Here is a 16,347-nt window from a genome sequence, read left to right on the forward strand (position 1 = left end):
GAGGCACGTGTCAGCCGTCGGCGGACAACAGCTCTCGCAGGTCCGCGAGGACGTCGGGCTCGTCCGTGCCGTCCAGGGCGGCCAGGGCCGCGCGCCAGACGTCGTACGCCTCGCCCGTACGCCCCTGTTCCCGCAGGAGCAGACCGAGTTGATGGCGGGCGAGGCCGCCGGCGTGGCGGTCCGCGCGGGCGTCGGCGCGCTGGAGGAGCTCGGCGCACTCGTGGTGGGCGCGGTCGGTGCGGCCGAGGCCGCGCAGCGCGCGCACCAGGCCGAGCCGGGTCTGGGACTCGCCGTGCCAGTCGCCGTGGCGGCCGAGGATGCGCAGGCTCTCCTCGAAGTGCCCGACGGCGGCGGCCGGTTCGCCGAGGGTGAGCTGGGCGTAGCCGATGTTGCAGTGCGCGGCATGCTGCACGATGACGGCGCCGATCGCGTCCCCGATCGCCAGTGAGCGCCGGTGCTGCTCGATGGCGGCGCGCGGGTCGGTGTGCTCGTACAGGTTGCCGAGGTGGCTGTGGGTGACGGCCTCGCCGTAGGGGTCGTTCAGCTGCCGGGAGTAGTCCAGGCTCTGCCGCAGCGCCTCACCCGACTCGTCGTAACGGCCCAGCCCCTCCAGCAGCAGCCCCCGGTTGTTCAGGCTGCGCCGGATCCAGGACGCCACGTCCAGCCGCCGCCAGATGGCGTGGGCCCGGTCGGTCAGGGCGAGGGCCTCCCGCTGCCGGCCCGTCAGGAAGCGCAGCCCGGAGAGGTCGCCCAGGGCGTAGGCCTCGGCGGGCTCGTCGCCGAGGTGCCGGGCGGCGGCCAGGGCGGCGGTGCCGAGCACCTCCATCTCGGCGACCCGTCCCCTGCGCAGGGCGTACGGGAAGAGGAGCCGGACGAGTGTGGAGAGATAGGCGCTGATCCGCCGGTCGGCCGTGTCGGCGTACCGGTCCACCAGGGCGACGATGTTCTCCAGCTCCACATCGCCCCAGGCGAAAGCGTGCTCGGCACACTCGAAGGAGGGCAACGCGGCGGCGTACGCCTGGTGTTCGGGGGGCTGGGCGTCGGTGGGACGGCGGCGGTCGCCCTGGTCGAGGCCGGGTTCGACGATGGCGACAAGGGCGCGTTCGGCGACGGCGGCGAACCAGCGCAGGGCGGTGAGGGCGGCCTCGGCGCGGTCTGCGGGGCCGGTGCGGCCGGTGCCCTCGGCCAGCTCCCGCGCGAAGTCGCGTACCAGGTCGTGCGGAGTGTAGCGGCCGTACGCGGTCTCCTCCAGGAGGGCCACCTCGACCAGCCGGTCCAGAGCGGCCTCGGCTCGGCGCTCGTCGGTGCCGGTGAGCCGCGCGATCAACGGGGCGCCGTAGGTGGGCAGATCGAGCGCGCCGAGGTGGCGGAGAGCGAGGGCGGCGTCGCGGTCGGGGGCGCGCGCGGAGGCGGCGAGGGCGTCATGGGCGACGGCGAGGGAGCGTCGGACGCTCAGGTCGTCGTACTCGAGGTGGTGCAGTCTGCTGGCCGCGGCGGCCAGTTGACCGGCCAGCGTCTCGGGGGTGAGGACACGGCGGGCGGCCAGCCGGGCGGCGACCACGCGCAGGGCGAGCGGGAGCCGGCCGGTGAGGCCGACGAGCGGGTGCCCGGCACCGATCTCCGCCCGCCCGCTGACCGTACGGAGCAGTGCCGCGCTGTCCTCGCCGGTCAGCGGTCCGAGCGGAAAACGGTGGGCGCCGTCCAGTGCGGTGAGCGGCGACCGGCTGGTGACGATCACCGCACAGCCGGCCCCGCCGGGGAGCAACTGCCGTACCTGGGCAGCGCTCTCGGCGTCGTCGAGCAGCAGCAGGGTGCGGGTGGGCGCGAGCAGGGAGCGCAGCAACGCGACGGCCGCGTCCGGGTGTTCGGGGATGTGCCGGGGGTCGGCGCCGAGGTCCCGCAGCAGCGCGGCGAGCGCCTGCGCGGAGGCGAGCGGGGGCACGCCGGGGGTGGAACCGTGCAGGTTGACGTAGAGCTGACCGTCGGGGAAACGTTCCCGCAGCTGATGGGCGGCATACAGCGCGAGCGCGCTCTTGCCGACCCCGGCCATCCCGCTGACCACGGCGACGGCGGGGGTGGTCGCCGCAGGGGTCAGGGCGCGGTGCAGCGCCTCGCGCACGGCGATGCGGCCGGTGAAGTGGGCTGGGATCGGCGGGAGTTGGGCTGGCCGAGGCGTCGTCCGGGGGTCGTCGCGCGTAGAACGGGGGCCGACGGGTTGGTCCGTGACGGGGACACCCTCCGCAGGCACTTCAACGCCTTCGGCTTTCAACTGACGACCGGCAGAAGCGCCCCCTGGGGGCGCGGGGAACTGCGCGACCAGCCCCGACCGGCCCGCACCCGCCCCACCGCCTTCACCCACCTCGTCCTCCGGCGCACCCTCGGCCGACGCGCCCTCATCCGGCACATGCCCGTCCGGCACGCCCAGGTACGGCACGCCCTCCCCCACCGCGCCACTCGCCCGCAGCACCTCCACATGTGCGTCGCGGACCGCCGGGCCCGGGTCGATGCCCAGTTCCTCTCTCAGGCGGTCACGCAGGTCGCGGTGGACCGCGAGGGCCTCGGCCTGCCGGCCCGTGCGGTGCAGGGCCAGCATCAGCTGGCGGTGGTAGGCCTCGCGCAGTGGGTGCTCGGCGACGAGCGCCGCCAACTCCGGTACCAGGCCGCCGGTTCGGGGTCCGCCGAGGGCGAGCTCCGCGTCGTAGCGCCACTCCAGCAGAAGCAGCCGCGCCTCCTCCAGACGCTGCACGAAGGCGTAGCCGCCGAAGTCGGCGGGGAGGCCGCCGAGCGGGGTGCCGCGCCACAGGGTGAGCGCGTCGGCGCAGGCACGCAGCACCGGCGCCCACTCCCGCCGCCCGTGCGCCGTACGCGCCTGCGCCACCCGGGCGTCGAACACGTCGACGTCCAGCTCACCGCCGTCGACCCGCAGCACATACCCGGGCGGTACGGCCCGAAGCCGCTCGGGGTCGTCGAGGAGCCGGCGCAGCCGGGTCACGTGGTTGTGCAGCGAAGCCTGCGCCGACACCGGGGGCGCCCCGCCCCACAGCGCCTCCTTGAGGGACTCGACGGAGACGACCCGCCCGGCCTCCAGCAGCAACTCGGCGAGCAGCACACGCACCTTGGGGCTGCCGATCGGGCGCACGTCGCCCGCGTCGTAGAGGACCGGCGGGCCCAGCAGTCCGAACCGCAGCTCGTACCGCCGCATCGCTCCGCCCATCGCCTTCCCGCACGGTCACGGCGAATGCGCCGCGCGGCGGGTCCGCCCGCCGGTGCATGTCATGACTGCTGGCGGAATCCCACCCCGTCGGGGACGGATTCCCGCCATCTTCTCTGTGCCGGTCAGAGCCGGAATCCGCAGGGTTTCCGGCCCGCCCCCCGGAGACGAACGTCCACTTCTCGCCAACCGGTTGGTGCCCCCCGGGAGAACCACTGGCCACATGTTAGCGATCCGTTGGCGAGCCTTGATGTGATCTTCGCATCGGAGCGGGCCCGACGGCGCGCGCGTATGTCGCGTAACTCGGGGGAGTGTCGCCGCAGGCCTGGCTCCGGGGACGCGAGAGGGTTCCGGCCGTCGGAGGTGAACGACCGGAACCCTCGTCCCGCTTTCCGCACCTGCCGGGCGAATTGCCGTTTCCCGCAGGTCAGATGACAGGCGGGCGGCCGAGCCGGGTGAGCCGCCAGACCGTGCGCCAGCGCATGGGCCGACGCTCGCCGGCGGGTTCGCGTATCCCCTCCACGAAGCCCCCGAACCAGGCCCGCAGCCCGCCCGTCGAACGGGTGCGCAGCAGAGTGATCGCCGTCCACACGGCCAGATGGACCGGGATCAGCGGCAGGGGCAGCCGCCGGCGGGTCAGCCAGACCCGGTTGCGGGCGGTGACCCGGAAGTAGACGGCGTGCCGCGCGGGCGAGGTCCGGGGGTGCTGGAGAAGCAGTTCGGGCGCGTAGCGGATCTTCCAGTCGGCATCGGCGGCCCGCCAGGCGAGGTCGGTCTCCTCGTGGGCGAAGAAGAACTGGGCGGGCCAGTCACCGATCTCGGCGAGCATGGTCATGCGCAGGGCGTGGCCGCCGCCGAGGAAGTTGGTGACGTAACCCCCGCGCATCGGGTCGGCGTTGCCCACGCGCGGCACGTGCCGCCGCTGGGTCTCGCCGTGTTCGTCCGCGATCCGGAAGCCGACGATGCCGAGACGGGGTTCGGCCGCGAACAGGTCGCGGACGTGCCGGAGCACCTCGACGTCGACGAGCACCCCGTCGTCGTCCAGTTCGACGACGACGTCCACGTCGCCGTACTCACGCAGCCTGGCGAGGGCGACATTGCGGCCGCCGGGGCAGCCGAGGTTCTCCTCGACGTCGATGACGGTGACCTCGCCGGGGAGGTCGAGGCGGCGGGCGTACTCGGGCAGCGGGCAGCCGTTGCCGACGATCACGATGCGGGCCGGGGCGAGGTCCTGTTTGGCGACGGACCTGAGCAGGGCGTCGACTTCGTCGGGCCGGTTCCCCATGGTCACCACGGCAACCGCGAGCCTCGGCTCCGCCATCTCCCTCACCCCATCCGGCCGACGGCGGTGCCCGCGCCCTGACCGCGCGACACTCGTCGTTCACCAAGATGTTGCCCCAGGTGCGCCGGTACTCCTGACTTCCATTTAGTTTGCAGCCCTTTTACGGTGATTTTCCTTGTGCCGGACGAACTGGAAGCCCGCCCATGTGTTCGGGCGGTCCCGCACCCCGGGGTTTTCCCCTGGGCGGCCCCGGAGGCCCGGCCGCCGCTCCGTCCCTAGTGTCCGGAACGTCCGGCCGGGGCCACCGGCCGCGAACGGGAGGAGCACCACGACATGGGACCGAACGACGCGCAGATCGTCCGCATCTTCAGCCGCGAGGAGAAGGGCCTGATCGCCGACTTCACGCTGAAGGCCAACGGCAACGCCGAGATCGTGGTGGAGGCGGAGGCCGGCCACACCCTGCACGGGTTGGGCGGGGACTACCTCGTCACACTCGTCATCAGGGACCTCAGCGACGGCACCCTCATCCCCGCCACCGTGCAGACCGTCACGACGCCCAACAAGGTGGTGGGCAGGTTCAGGGACAGCAACTGGCAGCATCTCGCGGCGACCTTTGCCTTCCTGGTGCCCGCGACCGAACTGAGCGGCCGCAGGGAGCACCTGCTCCAGGCGTACGGCTCGGTCGTCTACGGCAACGACGACGAATCCGGCGCGACCCTCGCGACCAGCCCCCTTTTCATGATCCAGCCCTGAAGTGGGCGACGAGACCGATGCGAGAGCCGATGCCGAGCTTGGCGTAGGCATGGCTGAGGTGGTACTCGACGGTCTTGACGCTCAGGATCAGCTCGCGGGCGATCTGGCGGTTGGTCAGCCCGGTCGCCGCGAGCTGAGCCACGGCGTGCTCCTGCGGAGTGAGCCCGTCCGGCACCCGTACCCCACCGCCGCCGCTTCCGCCGTTCCCGCCGCTTCCGCCAGGGCGGACACCGCAGGCGCTGAGCTCGCGGTCGCAGACCGTCACGAAGGGCACGGCGCCCAGCTCCGCCAGCAGCGTCCGTGCCACGGTGAGATGCTCCCGGGCCGCACCACGCCGGCCGGCCCGGCGCAGCCAGACACCGAAGTCGCTCTCCGCGCGGGCGCGGTGGAAGGGCAGCCCGACCCGCACGGCGTGCTCGACGGCGGTCTCGTACGCCTCCTCGGCGGCCTTCGTCTCATGGCGGGCGGCATGCAGGTTGCCGCGCACCCGGCAGGCCGCCGCCAGGTCCGAGTGCTGTCGGTGCGCGAACGCCACGTTCTCGTACGGCCCCAGCACGGCTTCGGCCTCGTCCAGACGGCCCTCGGCGATGAGCGCGTCCGCGAGCAGGTCGCGCCAGGCGAGCACCCCGGGCAGGTTGGCCGCGTGGTCCCGGTCGCAGGCGAGCAGCGGCCGTAGCGCGGCGACGACCTCGGCGGGCCTGCCGCGCACGGTCGCCAGGAACGCCCGGGCGCACGCCGTGTGGCAGTGCGCCGCGTCGATGGGTTCCGTGTGGTCCGGCGCGGTGGCCGCGCAGTGCACATGCCATGCGGACCGTTCGTCCTCGCCCCGTGCCGCGAGGACGACGGCGGCCGCCGCGTGCGGCAGTGAGGTGAGCCAGACCTGGTTGCCGTCGGTGGCGATCGAGGCCGAGCACTCCAGATGTGTCACCGCCTCGTCCCACCGGCCGAGCCGCAGTTCGGCCTCCCCCACCAGACACAGCGCGAACGCCCGCAGCGGTACGGGCCCCTGCCGCAACGCCTCGGCCGCCGCCTCGAACTCACGGTGTGCCAGAGCGAGCCGATCCCGCCACAGGTGCAGCATGCCGCGCCCCATCAGCAGATCCACGTCCTGCGGTGGTACCAGGGCCGGATCCGGTAGGCCGTCCGTGCGGGCCAGCCCCTCGTCGCCCCGGCCGCTCAGACCGAGGGCCATGAGGTGGCTGTAGCGCAGCATGCGGACGGCGGGAGCGGTGCCCGCATGCCGTAACGCCGCCTCCGCCCACTGCCGGGCTGCCTCCCCGCGCCCGCGCAGCAGCGCCATCGCCGCCAGCCGGGCCGCGGTGCGATGGGCGAGCACGGGGTCCCGGCCCCCGCCGAGCAGTCGCCAGGCCTCCTCGAAGAGCACGGTGGCCCGCGTGTTGTGCGCCTGGGTCGCGGCGACACATCCCTGCGCGTACCGCCGGGCCGCGGGCGCCGTACCGCGCGGCAGTTCGTCGAGCAGACAGCTCGCCTCGTCCACGCGGCCGTCCAGCAGCAGCGCCTCCACCGCCTCGACACCCAGGCGGACCCGCTCGGTGTCCGAGCGGGCCAGTCGTGAGGCGTCGTGCAGAAGGGTTGCCACGTCCGCCCACCGGCCGTCCGTGGCGCGCCGGCCGGCGCAGTCGGCGAGTTCGGCGGCGAGCCGGTCGTCCGGGCCGTGCGTTGCGCGCACCCGGTGCCGTAACCGGGCGAACTCCCCCTCGGCCAACTCGGCTGCCCGACTGTGCAGTTCGGTGCGTCGCGCGGGCCCGAGCGCGTGATAGACAGCGGCGCGGGAGAGGGGGTGCGGGAAGTCGACCTTCGTGGTGCAGCCGTGCCGCAGCTCGGTCAACAAGCCTTCCCGAAAGGCCTCTTCGAGGGGTTCGAGCAGTTCGGCGAGGTCCGCCAGCCGGGCCGCCGCCTCCAGTGGGCAGGGTGTGCCGAGGACGGCGGCCGCCATGACGAGGTCCCGCGTGGGACGGGCACAGCGCGCAAGCCGGCGCAGCACGATCGCGGCGTACGGCTCGGGAACCGGCAGCGGTGCGTCGTCCGCGCCGATCACTTCCTGCGGCAGGCGTTCGAGCAGGGCCCGGCAGTGCAGCGGGTTGCCCCCGGTGTGCGCGTGCAGCCGGAGCGCCGCCCGCGCCGGCAGGGCGGTCACCAGCCCCGTGCGGACGCCGAGCTCGGTGAGTTCGGACGGCGTGAGCCCGCCCAGCCGCAGCCGCACGACGGAGTCCTCTGCCAGCACGCGGCGCAGGCTCTCCGGTAATCGCGTCGCCTCGGTGTCCCGGACGGTCAGCACGGCCAGCACCTGGTCGGCGCGCAGCCGCCGGAGGACGAAGGCCAGGGCGTGCAACGACGGGGCGTCCGCCCAGTGCAGGTCGTCGACGAACAGCACGACGGCCCCACGGCCGCCCTGCGACTCCCCGACCGTCTCCAGCAGACAGGACCCGGCGGCCAGCGGATCCGGATACTCCCGCCCCTCCCCCAGCAGCTGCGCCAGGACCCCGTACGGCAGCGCGGTCTCGCTCTCCGCACCACCGCCGCCGATCACGCACCCGGCGCCCGATTCCCCCAGAAACCTCCGCACCAGCGCGGTCTTCCCGATCCCGGCGGCCCCTTCGACCACCACCACCCGCGGCCGCCCGGACGCGGCCTCCTCGTACAGCCGCCGCAGCAGCACCCGCTCCGCCCCACGCCCCACGAACCCGCAGCCCACGCCGTAGCGTTCGGCCATGGCGACCGCCCCCATCCGTTCCCGGACCCTGCGCCGCGTGGCAGCACCACTCTAGGACCGCGACAAGGCCCGGGGGACATCTCCGGCGAATCCCCGGAGACGGAGTGAGCCCACCCCGTCGGGAACGGGGCGGGCTCAGTGCTTCGGCCGAGGGCTCTCTGCCTCAGGACGTCGGGATCACATCGCCGTCGATGGCGACGACCACTGATCCCGATCCCTCGGCCAGACAGCCGTGGTCCGGAAAGCAGTCCACGTGCAGATGGTCGTCCTGATCCGCCTCCGCGGCGAAGCCCTCGATGTTCTCGGCGAGGAGCGAAAAGGACTCCGGGCCGCCCTGCAGATCCATGGACCCGCTGTCCCCGGACGACGAGATCGTGATCTTCCCGCTCGTCTGCCGGAATGTCATCCGTGACAACGACCTGCTGTACGGGAACGGATCAGAGACCCACTCCAGGAGAATCTCTCCCTGCCCGCTCCGCAACTGACGTCCCAGGGACCGCAGTTCGGAGCGGGTGCCGGAGAGCTCCAGCTCCCCGGTCGAATCACCGCGCAAGACCTTCACCGTTACGCCTCTGCTCTTCGCCTACGGCCGCGCCCACAGAGGCATTACTCCTGTTCGGGCACTTGCTCCGGGGGATGCCTCCTGAGCCAGGTCTCCCCCTCGGCGCGCTCCGCTGCAGGAGTGCGCGGATTGGCGGAACGCCGCTCCACGTAGTCACGGATGACCTTCACCCGATGCGGGTCGGGAACCACCAGGGAGCCGATGGACTCCTGCCATGTGGTGCCTCGCAGGATGACGTTGCCGTCGAGCGAGAGCATGGCGAACTCGGGAGAGCCCGCCGCCGATCCCAGCACTCCGGTCGCGGCACCGGCCCCCATGATGTCCCACTCCTCGCGGAGCCGGACGCGCGCCCAGCGCAGGATCGGCACCGAGTCGTCGTCGGCGTGGTTCACTCCCAGCAGGAACTCCCGGTCGTCTCCGAGGAACCCGTAGTCGAGCGCCAGCCGGAACCATCCGTCGTTCGCTTTCTCGATCAGCCGCGGATCGTCCCTGCGCACGGTCTCGTCGCGCCGTCCGTCCTCCCGGCGGCAGCTCGTGGCGAGCCAGGCGGCCGCGACGGGCAGTGTGCCGTCTGCACCTTCCGCCGCGCACCACTGCAAGCCCGCATCCGCGAGCGACGCCGCGAACTCTGCTTCTTTCACGGGGGGCAACCTTTCTCACCCATCTCAAGGCTCCTTGAGCCGACATGAAGCCGGTCGCCGGGGAGAATCCTGCCTCCCCGGCGACCTGACGCGCCACGACGCACGCGGCGGATACCTTCAGGACCCTTTACGTCCCCGGAGGGGTGTAGGGGTAGATCGCGTTGTAGTTGTGGTTCCTGACCCAGCCGATGTCACCGTGACTGTTGATCAGCACCCGGTAGTTGTTACCGCCGTTCGGGATGTCGTAGATCTTGGCTCCGCCCCACTTTCGGGCGATCCGCAGCGGCGTGGTCTTGCGCACCGTGAAGAAGTCGGGGTCCCCGTTCTCGTCCAGCCGCTGCGGGCGTCCGTTGAGCTGGATGTCCGCGACGCCCTCGTGGACGATTTTGGGGGTCTCCGGAACGGCGTTGCCCGGCGACACCCTCCTGGGGCAGTTGTGCACGAGCACCGGCGTGGACCCGGCGAGCACATAGTACGCATGCACATCGGCGACAGTGAGGTTGTGCACGGTGGCCAAGCCGGTCCAGCGGTCGATCCCCGTCACCCGGACCGTGGTCCCGTCGGCGGCGAGCAGCCACTCGCCGGGGACGAGGTGGGTGGCGTCGATCCACTTGCCCAGCTCCGGCACCCAGAAGGGGTGGCCGTCCGTCGCGGTGAGCGAGACCTTCCGCTTCTCGCCGTCGACGGACAGGGTGATCCTCACAAGGTGCTTCAGGCCCTTGCCGGTGATCTCGGCGGTGACCGTCTTGACGCTGGTGCGGCCGGTCTTCGGGTCGGTGGTGCGGACCTTGTCGCCGGTCCTGATCTCCTCGATCGGCTTGGTGGTGCCGTCGGCCAGCAGGACTCCGGTACCGGGGGCGAAGCTGTTGCAGGGCGTCCCGTCGTCCTCGATTCCCCGCGCACCGCCGAGATAGGCCAGGAACACCTCACTGGTGATGCCCTCGATGACCTTGCCCCGGGCGACCTCCTTGGCCTCGTCCGCGCACTGGTCGGCGTGGTAGACGCAGTAGGTCGCCGCGATCTCCTTGGCCTTCGCTACGTCCTTGCCGCCGTGCAGCACGTAGAGGTAGGCCTGGCGGCATCCCTCGCGGCCGTAGCAGGCGGAGCCCGCCGTGGACGACTCGTAGGCCGGGTTGTACCAGAAGTCGTCCGTGAACTCCCCGTTCATCCGGGGGGACCAGAAGTTGTCCGCCAGCTTGTCGATGTCGTTGGTGACGGGGGTGTTCGACGCCACCCAGTGCTTCTTCGCCGCCTGGGAGCGCTTGTAGATGTTGCCCCGGTGGTAGTCGGACGTGCCGGTCCTGGCGTCGTAGCCGACTTCCTCCTGCTCGTGCTTGCTGCAGTACTTGATGTCGTACTGGCAGGAGTTGGGCTTGGAGCCGATCTCCGTGCCCGCCGGGTCGGAGTAGGTCAGCGGGTTGTTGTCGGCGTACGTGTAGCCGTGCATCTGCTGCGGGTCGGTGGCCGTGAAGACCGGGTCGACCGACAGGAAGCGGCCGGTCGCCGGGTCGTACTCGCGCGCGCCGAGATGGGTCAGGCCCGTCGCGGTGTCGTTGGTGCCGCCGACGAAGCCCCTGGTGCCGGTCCAGGTGCTCGGCACGGTGCCGCGCAGCCCGCCGAACGGCAGGCTCCGGCGCTGGGTCAGCGCCTGCGTGTCGGCGTTGACGGACAGCTGGGCGGTGCCGTGGTGGTCGGCCAGGGTGAAGGAGACGGTGCCGTCATTGGCCTGCACGGCCTGGTGGCCGCCGCCGAGGTCGAAGTAGCGGGTGCCCTTGGCCGTCGTGGCGCCCGTCGCCAGGGTGATCTCGGTCGCACCGAGGTAGAGCGTGGTCTCGGTCGGGGTGCGGCCGATCAGGCGGTTGCCGTCGGCGTCGTACAGGTACTCGGTGACCTTGTCGCTGCCGCCCTCCACCGGCTGCGTGACCTTGGCGAGGTGGCCCTCGGCGTCCCAGTCCAGGGTCTGGGAGGTGCCGTTGCCCAGCAGACGGGTGTGGGTGTTGCCCGCGACGTCGTAGGTGAAGCTGTCGGTGGACTTCACCGTGCCGGTGGTGGTGTCCACGGAGCCCAGCGTGTGCGGCCGGACCGCACCCGCGTCGGGGTAGTGGTAGCTGCGCTGGGTGTCCGAGGCACCGCTCGTGGTGGCGTGCTGGGTCTCGGTGAGCCGGTTGCCGACCTTGTCGTAGGTGTAGGAGGTCCAGTACGGGGCCGGGCCGCCCGGCGTCGCGGCGGTGGGGGTGGTGACACAGCCGGTGGTCGACTGGGCCCACGCCTCGGTCAGCCGGCCCAGATAGTCATAGGTGAAGCACTGGTTGTCGGTGCCGGAGCGTGAGGTGTCCGAGACGGACAGGACGTTGCCCGCCTCGTCGTAGGAGTAGGTGTTGTACTGGTCGACGCCCGAGACGTCCTGGCGGTCCACCCGTGTGGTGGCCAGCCTCTGGGTGCCCCACTGGTAGGTGTTGGTCTCGTACGTGGCCTTTCCGCCGTTCGCGGCCAGCGAGTACTGCAGCGGCTTGCCGACGGAGCTGTAGGAGGTGGTCCCGGTGAGGTTCTGCGGGCCGCTGACCTTGACGGGCCGCAGCGTGCCGTCCTCGTAGGTGTAGGCGACGGTGTTGGCGGCCAGGTCGCCGGCCTTCGGGTAGCCGACGCCCTGCACCGTGCCCGACGCGTTGTAGGTGGTCGTCGACAGATAGGTGCCCTGCAGCGCGCCCTCGGTCGACGGGATCGTCACCGAGGTGCGCAGGGGCCGGTACAGCCGGTCGTAGGCGACGACGCTGGACTTGTACTCCTGGCCGCCGCTGTAGCGCGAGCTGGACGCGAGCCGGCCCTTGGCGCCGCTGATCGTGTCGTAGACCCACTTGGCGCGCAGGGTGCCAGTGGAGGAGGTGTCCCGCAGCTCGGTCCTGCGGCCCAGACCGTCGTAGGCGGTGGCGAGGACGGTGCCTCGGGCGTCCTTGGTGCTGGTCAGCTGGGCGCGGTCGTCGTACTCGTTGTGGGTGGCGCCCTTGTCGGGGTCCGTGGTGTCGGTGAGCCGGCCCATCAGGTCGTACGTCCAGGTCCAGGCGTTGCCCGCCGGGTCGGTGACCCTGGTCAGCTCACCGCGCGGCGAGTAGCCGTAGGACGTGGTGTCGTAGGCGGCGTCGGCGTCACGGGAGCGCAGCTCACGCAGTTCGGTGGTGTTGCCGCGGGCGTCGGTGACGGTGGTCTGGGCCGTGCCGCCTACCGGCGGGATGACGGTGGTGCGGTCGCCGCCGTAGAGGGTCTTCGTGATGCCGAGGACCGTGCCGCCGTCGCCGTTGCCGGCGATCTGCCGCAGCTCGGTCGGCCGGCCCAGACCGTCGTAGGTGTAGCGGTTCTGGGTCTCCACGCTCAGCGCGTTCTCGGGCTTGAACATCGTCGTGGAGGGCGCGGTGGTGTCGGTGTAGTAGGTGGCGAACTCCTTGGTCACCTGGCCGCGTTCGTCGTAGAAGGTGTCCGCGAGCAGCGTTCCGCCGTTCGGGCCGGGCGCCTGGGTCTGGCGGGGGCGCAGGAAGCCGTCGTAGAAGGCGTACGAGGTGTCCTGGGTGCCGGAGTTGCCGATGGTCTTCGTGCCGACGGCGACCGGCTTGGCGTCGGTGATGGTGTACGTGAACTCGTAGCTCGGGGTCTGGCTCGTGGTGCGGTCGGCCAGCCACACCTTGATGGAACGGCCCAGCGGGTCGTACGCGTACGTCGTGACCTTGCCGTTGGTGTCGGTCTCGGTGAGCGGCTGCCCGCGCAGCGCCTCGTAGGCGGTGGTCGACGTCTGGGCGGTCGTGCTGTCCCCGGCCGTGGCGGGCGGGGTGGTCACCGTGCTGCTCGTCGGGAATCCGGTGGTCGGGGTGTACGCGGTGGTGGTGGTACGGCCGTCCGAACGCGCGGTGCGGGTGAGCGTGCCGCCGGAGGTGACCGTGACGTCGGCGGTCAGGTCGGTGGTGGTCAGCGCCCGTCCGTAGCCGTCGTAGGTGGAGGCGGACTCCAGATAGGCCGCGGTGGTGCCGCTGTACGCCTTGAGTTTCGCGGTCCTGGTGGCGTCGCCCTTCGTCGCTGCGGCACCGTACGCCCCGCCGTCGTAGGCGGTGCGGACGTCGGAGAGCACGTCGGCCGGGCGGCTGGTGGTGGCGTCGCAGGCCTTGGCGACCGTCTCGACCCGCACGGGGGCGTCGACAGGGACGCTGCCGGAGACGTAGGTGGTGCGGGTGCACTGGTCGTCGGCCGCGGTCGTGGTGTCGCCCAGGTCCTCGCTCTGGGTGACCAGGCCGGTGGTGGTGTCATGGGTGTCGGAGCCCGCGGTGGTCCGCCACTTGACGCCCGCGCCGTCGTCCAGCGAGGTCCAGGACCTGGTGGAGGCGGAGCCGGTGAGGTTGGCGGTGACGGTGCCCCAGTCCCGGACCTTCTTCGCGGTCTGCTGGTACCAGGGCCGGCTCACCGTCTTGGAGAGCACCTTGCCGCCGGGACCGGAGTAGGTGACGGTCTTGTAGGCGAACCCCGCCTGCGACTCGTGGTCGGTGATCGGGTCGCCCTCGCCGGAGTCCAGGGTGACCGACACGCTCTTGGTGCCGCCGGAGGAACTCTGCCGGTCGCCGTCCATACCGCGCAGGAAGTACGTGTCCGTCTGCGACTTCATCGCCGACGCGCCGCCCTGCCCGCCGGTGCGCACCCGTACATGGCCGTAACCGCGCCACTGCGACCAGGTCTTGGACTTCTCCTTGGTCATCCCGTCGTCATCGTCGTAGTGCCAGGCGGCGCCGTCCAGGTAGTCGTACATGGTGACCTGGTCGGGCGCGCCGCCGGTGCGGTCGGTCGACGTGACCGTGTCGACCACGTACTTGTTGAACCACTGCCGGTCCGGGTCGTCGGTCGTACTGCCGCCGATGTACTGCGGGAAGCAGCGGGTCGTGTTGGTCTGCGGCGTGGGCAGCGCGGCCGCGTCACAGACCGGGGCCGAGTAGCCGACGTCGATCTGGCCGCCGGACTCGTCGGCGACGGTGGACAGCCGGGACTTGATGTACGGGGCGTAGCCGTCGCCGATCTTGTCCAGCCGGTTGGCGAGCTGGGTGTAGGCGAGGGTGACCTTCGGCAGGGTGACCGAGCTGGTGCCGTCGTAGCCGGTGCGCTGGACGGAGTCCAGCAGCAACTGGTAGTCGGTGTCGGCCATCCCCCACCGGTGGGTGAGCTTCCAGCCGTCGACGTTGCTGTAGGAACCGGACACCAGTACCTGGGTGGTGACACCGGTCAGCCGCTTGCGGGTGAAGAACGCCGGGGAGTAGCGGCCGTTGTCGCAGTCAGTGCCCGCTTCGCAGTTCAGGTCCCACGGGGTGTCGTACCAGTACTGGGAGTCCGTGGAGATGGACGAGCACGTGGTCGAACTGTCGGGGATGCACCGCTCACTGCTGGTGAAGTTGACCTTGGCCAGCGCCTTCGCCGAGTACATGGCCGTGTTCTTCAGCCCGTACTCGATGCGGTCCACCGTCCCGCCGCGGACGTACGTCGTGTCGTCGGCGGCGGTCAGGTTGCGGCCGTAGGAGTTGGTCTCCTTGTCGTAGTAGTACGCGACCGCGTTGCCGTGCGGGTCCACGACGTAGTCGAGGTTCCAGCGCCAGCCCTGCTGGCACCAGGAGGCCGCGAACGTCGAGGCGTTGCACGGTTCGCCGGTGTTGTTGCCGAAGACCGGCACCGTCCAGGTCGAGTCGGTGGTCTCGTTGCCGGTCGCCCAGCCCGGCAGCCGGTTGTAGCCGAAGTAGTACTGGGTGCCGTCGGGGGTCGTCACCCGCCAGTACTCGTCGTTGCGGGCGCCGTTGGAGCGCACGTCGGACGACGAGCCGTAGATCCGGTCGATCTTCGTGCCGTCGTCGTTCTGCAGCTTGAAGGAGTTGGTGCCGTTCGGCACCAACTCCCCGCCCGAACCGTTCAGCGACAGCGTGGCGTTGTCGTACGCCCAGCACAGGTCGCCCGGCTTGTTCCCGTCGGCGTTGGTCGCGCCGTCGTCCGCGCACCCCTTGTAGCTGCGCTCGATGAAGCCGGGCGACAGGTCGAACCCGTCACCGACCCACGAGGCCTGGTTGTTGGTGTTGCCGGTACGGCCGTCGACGCCACCGGAGGAGTACGAGAGCCCGACCTGCGGGGTCAGCCCGCCGGGCACCTGCGGCACCGCCATGTCGTACGACCACGCGAACGAGCCGCTGCTCTGATCCGTGCTCCACGTCGACGAGGAGGACAGGGAGGTGGCCTTGTAGTCGCCCCTGTCGCCGCTCGCCGAGGCGGTCGCCGCGAGGACGGTCGCCGTGCTCGCGCTGAGGGTGACCGAGTTCGCGGTCAGCGTCTGCTTCTCGGTGTCGTTGACCGTCGCCACCGGCCGGGTCGTACGGCACTGCTTCTTCTGCGGGGTCGTCAGTGCACACGCGGGCAGCCGGACGAGGGTCAGCCGGGACGCATAACCGCCGCCGTACAGGCCGGCGAACGAGGAGTAGTCCAGCCCGGCGCGCACCTTGCCGCCGCGCTGGGTGCCACCGCTGCGGCCGGGGGTCAGTGCGAAGACCGGTCCGTCGACACCCGTCTTCCGCGCCGCGCCGCGCGACAGTGTGCTCACGGTGTAGGCGCCGGCGGCCGCGGACCGCTCCGCCTCGGTGCCCAGGGTGAGCGGGAGTCCCTTGACCGGGGTGGGCTCATGACGGAGCGTCACCTTCACCGTGCTCGCCTTCGGCCAGCCGGTGGCCGGCGCCTCGGCGGGCGTCCGGGGCCCCTTCATCACCTTGCGGGGCAACGCCTTGCCCACCGGACCGCCGGCGACCGGCGACTCGGCCTGCGGCAGCGCCGGCTTGCGCCAGCCCTGGGCGACGGCGGGCACTCCCGACGCCTGCAGCAGTGTCGCGGTCAGCACAGCGGCCGTGGCCATGGCCACCCGGGGCCATGGCCGAAGGCCCGTTCGTGTGCGTCGTCTGGTCTTCATTGCGGGGCTGTCTTCCTCCCGTTGAGTGCTCCGCGGGCAGCAGGGGGCCGCACACGGCGGAGTGAGGCAGGTGGCCCGGGAGTGGGGGCCCGGCCCCCCCCGCGGCGGGCCGGGCCCCCAAACCGGGGGGGGTGCCCGAACTCGCCCCGGGGGGCCGCGGGGGCCCCCCCCCCCCAAACCACCGCGCGGTGTTGCGTAAT

At 71.6% G+C, this 16,347-nt stretch carries 7 protein-coding genes; 1 reads left to right on the plus strand and 6 read right to left on the minus strand.

What is annotated here, in order from left to right; all coding sequences use genetic code 11:
- Nucleotides 1–10: 10 nt before the first annotated feature.
- Both ACIRR9_RS45185 and ACIRR9_RS45190 read right to left on the minus strand, forming a co-directional pair.
- On the minus strand, nucleotides 11–3,202 hold the full coding sequence (locus ACIRR9_RS45185) for an AfsR/SARP family transcriptional regulator (protein WP_403764826.1): 3,192 nt from the start codon (nucleotides 3,200–3,202) through the stop codon (nucleotides 11–13).
- A 436-nt stretch (nucleotides 3,203–3,638) separates the two neighbouring features.
- The gene (locus tag ACIRR9_RS45190; RefSeq protein ID WP_403764802.1) at nucleotides 3,639–4,532 is read right to left on the minus strand and encodes a glycosyltransferase family 2 protein; all 894 of its coding nucleotides are present in this window, start codon (nucleotides 4,530–4,532) and stop codon (nucleotides 3,639–3,641) included.
- 294 nt (nucleotides 4,533–4,826) lie between these two features.
- Between ACIRR9_RS45190 and ACIRR9_RS45195 the strand changes: the two genes are divergently transcribed.
- A complete protein-coding gene (locus ACIRR9_RS45195) occupies nucleotides 4,827–5,246 on the plus strand; it encodes a hypothetical protein (RefSeq protein ID WP_403764804.1) in 420 nt (139 codons plus the stop codon).
- Here the strand turns inward: ACIRR9_RS45195 and ACIRR9_RS45200 are convergent.
- The 4 genes from ACIRR9_RS45200 to ACIRR9_RS45215 all read right to left on the minus strand — a co-directional run bounded on the left by ACIRR9_RS45200 (nucleotide 5,230) and on the right by ACIRR9_RS45215 (nucleotide 16,093).
- On the minus strand, nucleotides 5,230–7,980 hold the full coding sequence (locus ACIRR9_RS45200; RefSeq protein ID WP_403764806.1) for an AAA family ATPase: 2,751 nt from the start codon (nucleotides 7,978–7,980) through the stop codon (nucleotides 5,230–5,232). The two genes, ACIRR9_RS45195 and ACIRR9_RS45200, sit on opposite strands and share 17 nt — an antisense overlap.
- A gap of 163 nt (nucleotides 7,981–8,143) precedes the next feature.
- A complete protein-coding gene (locus ACIRR9_RS45205) occupies nucleotides 8,144–8,533 on the minus strand; it encodes a hypothetical protein (protein ID WP_403764808.1) in 390 nt (129 codons plus the stop codon).
- 53 nt (nucleotides 8,534–8,586) lie between these two features.
- The gene (locus tag ACIRR9_RS45210; protein WP_403764810.1) at nucleotides 8,587–9,183 is read right to left on the minus strand and encodes a hypothetical protein; all 597 of its coding nucleotides are present in this window, start codon (nucleotides 9,181–9,183) and stop codon (nucleotides 8,587–8,589) included.
- Nucleotides 9,184–9,310: 127 nt separating this feature from the next.
- Entirely contained in the window at nucleotides 9,311–16,093 is a 6,783-nt protein-coding gene (locus ACIRR9_RS45215; RefSeq protein ID WP_403764812.1) for a polymorphic toxin-type HINT domain-containing protein, read from the minus strand.
- Between the last annotated feature and the right edge of the window lie 254 nt (nucleotides 16,094–16,347).

The sequence above is a fragment of the Streptomyces sp. NPDC101234 genome, from assembly GCF_044767525.1.
Taxonomy (GTDB): Bacteria; Actinomycetota; Actinomycetes; order Streptomycetales; family Streptomycetaceae; genus Streptomyces; species Streptomyces sasae.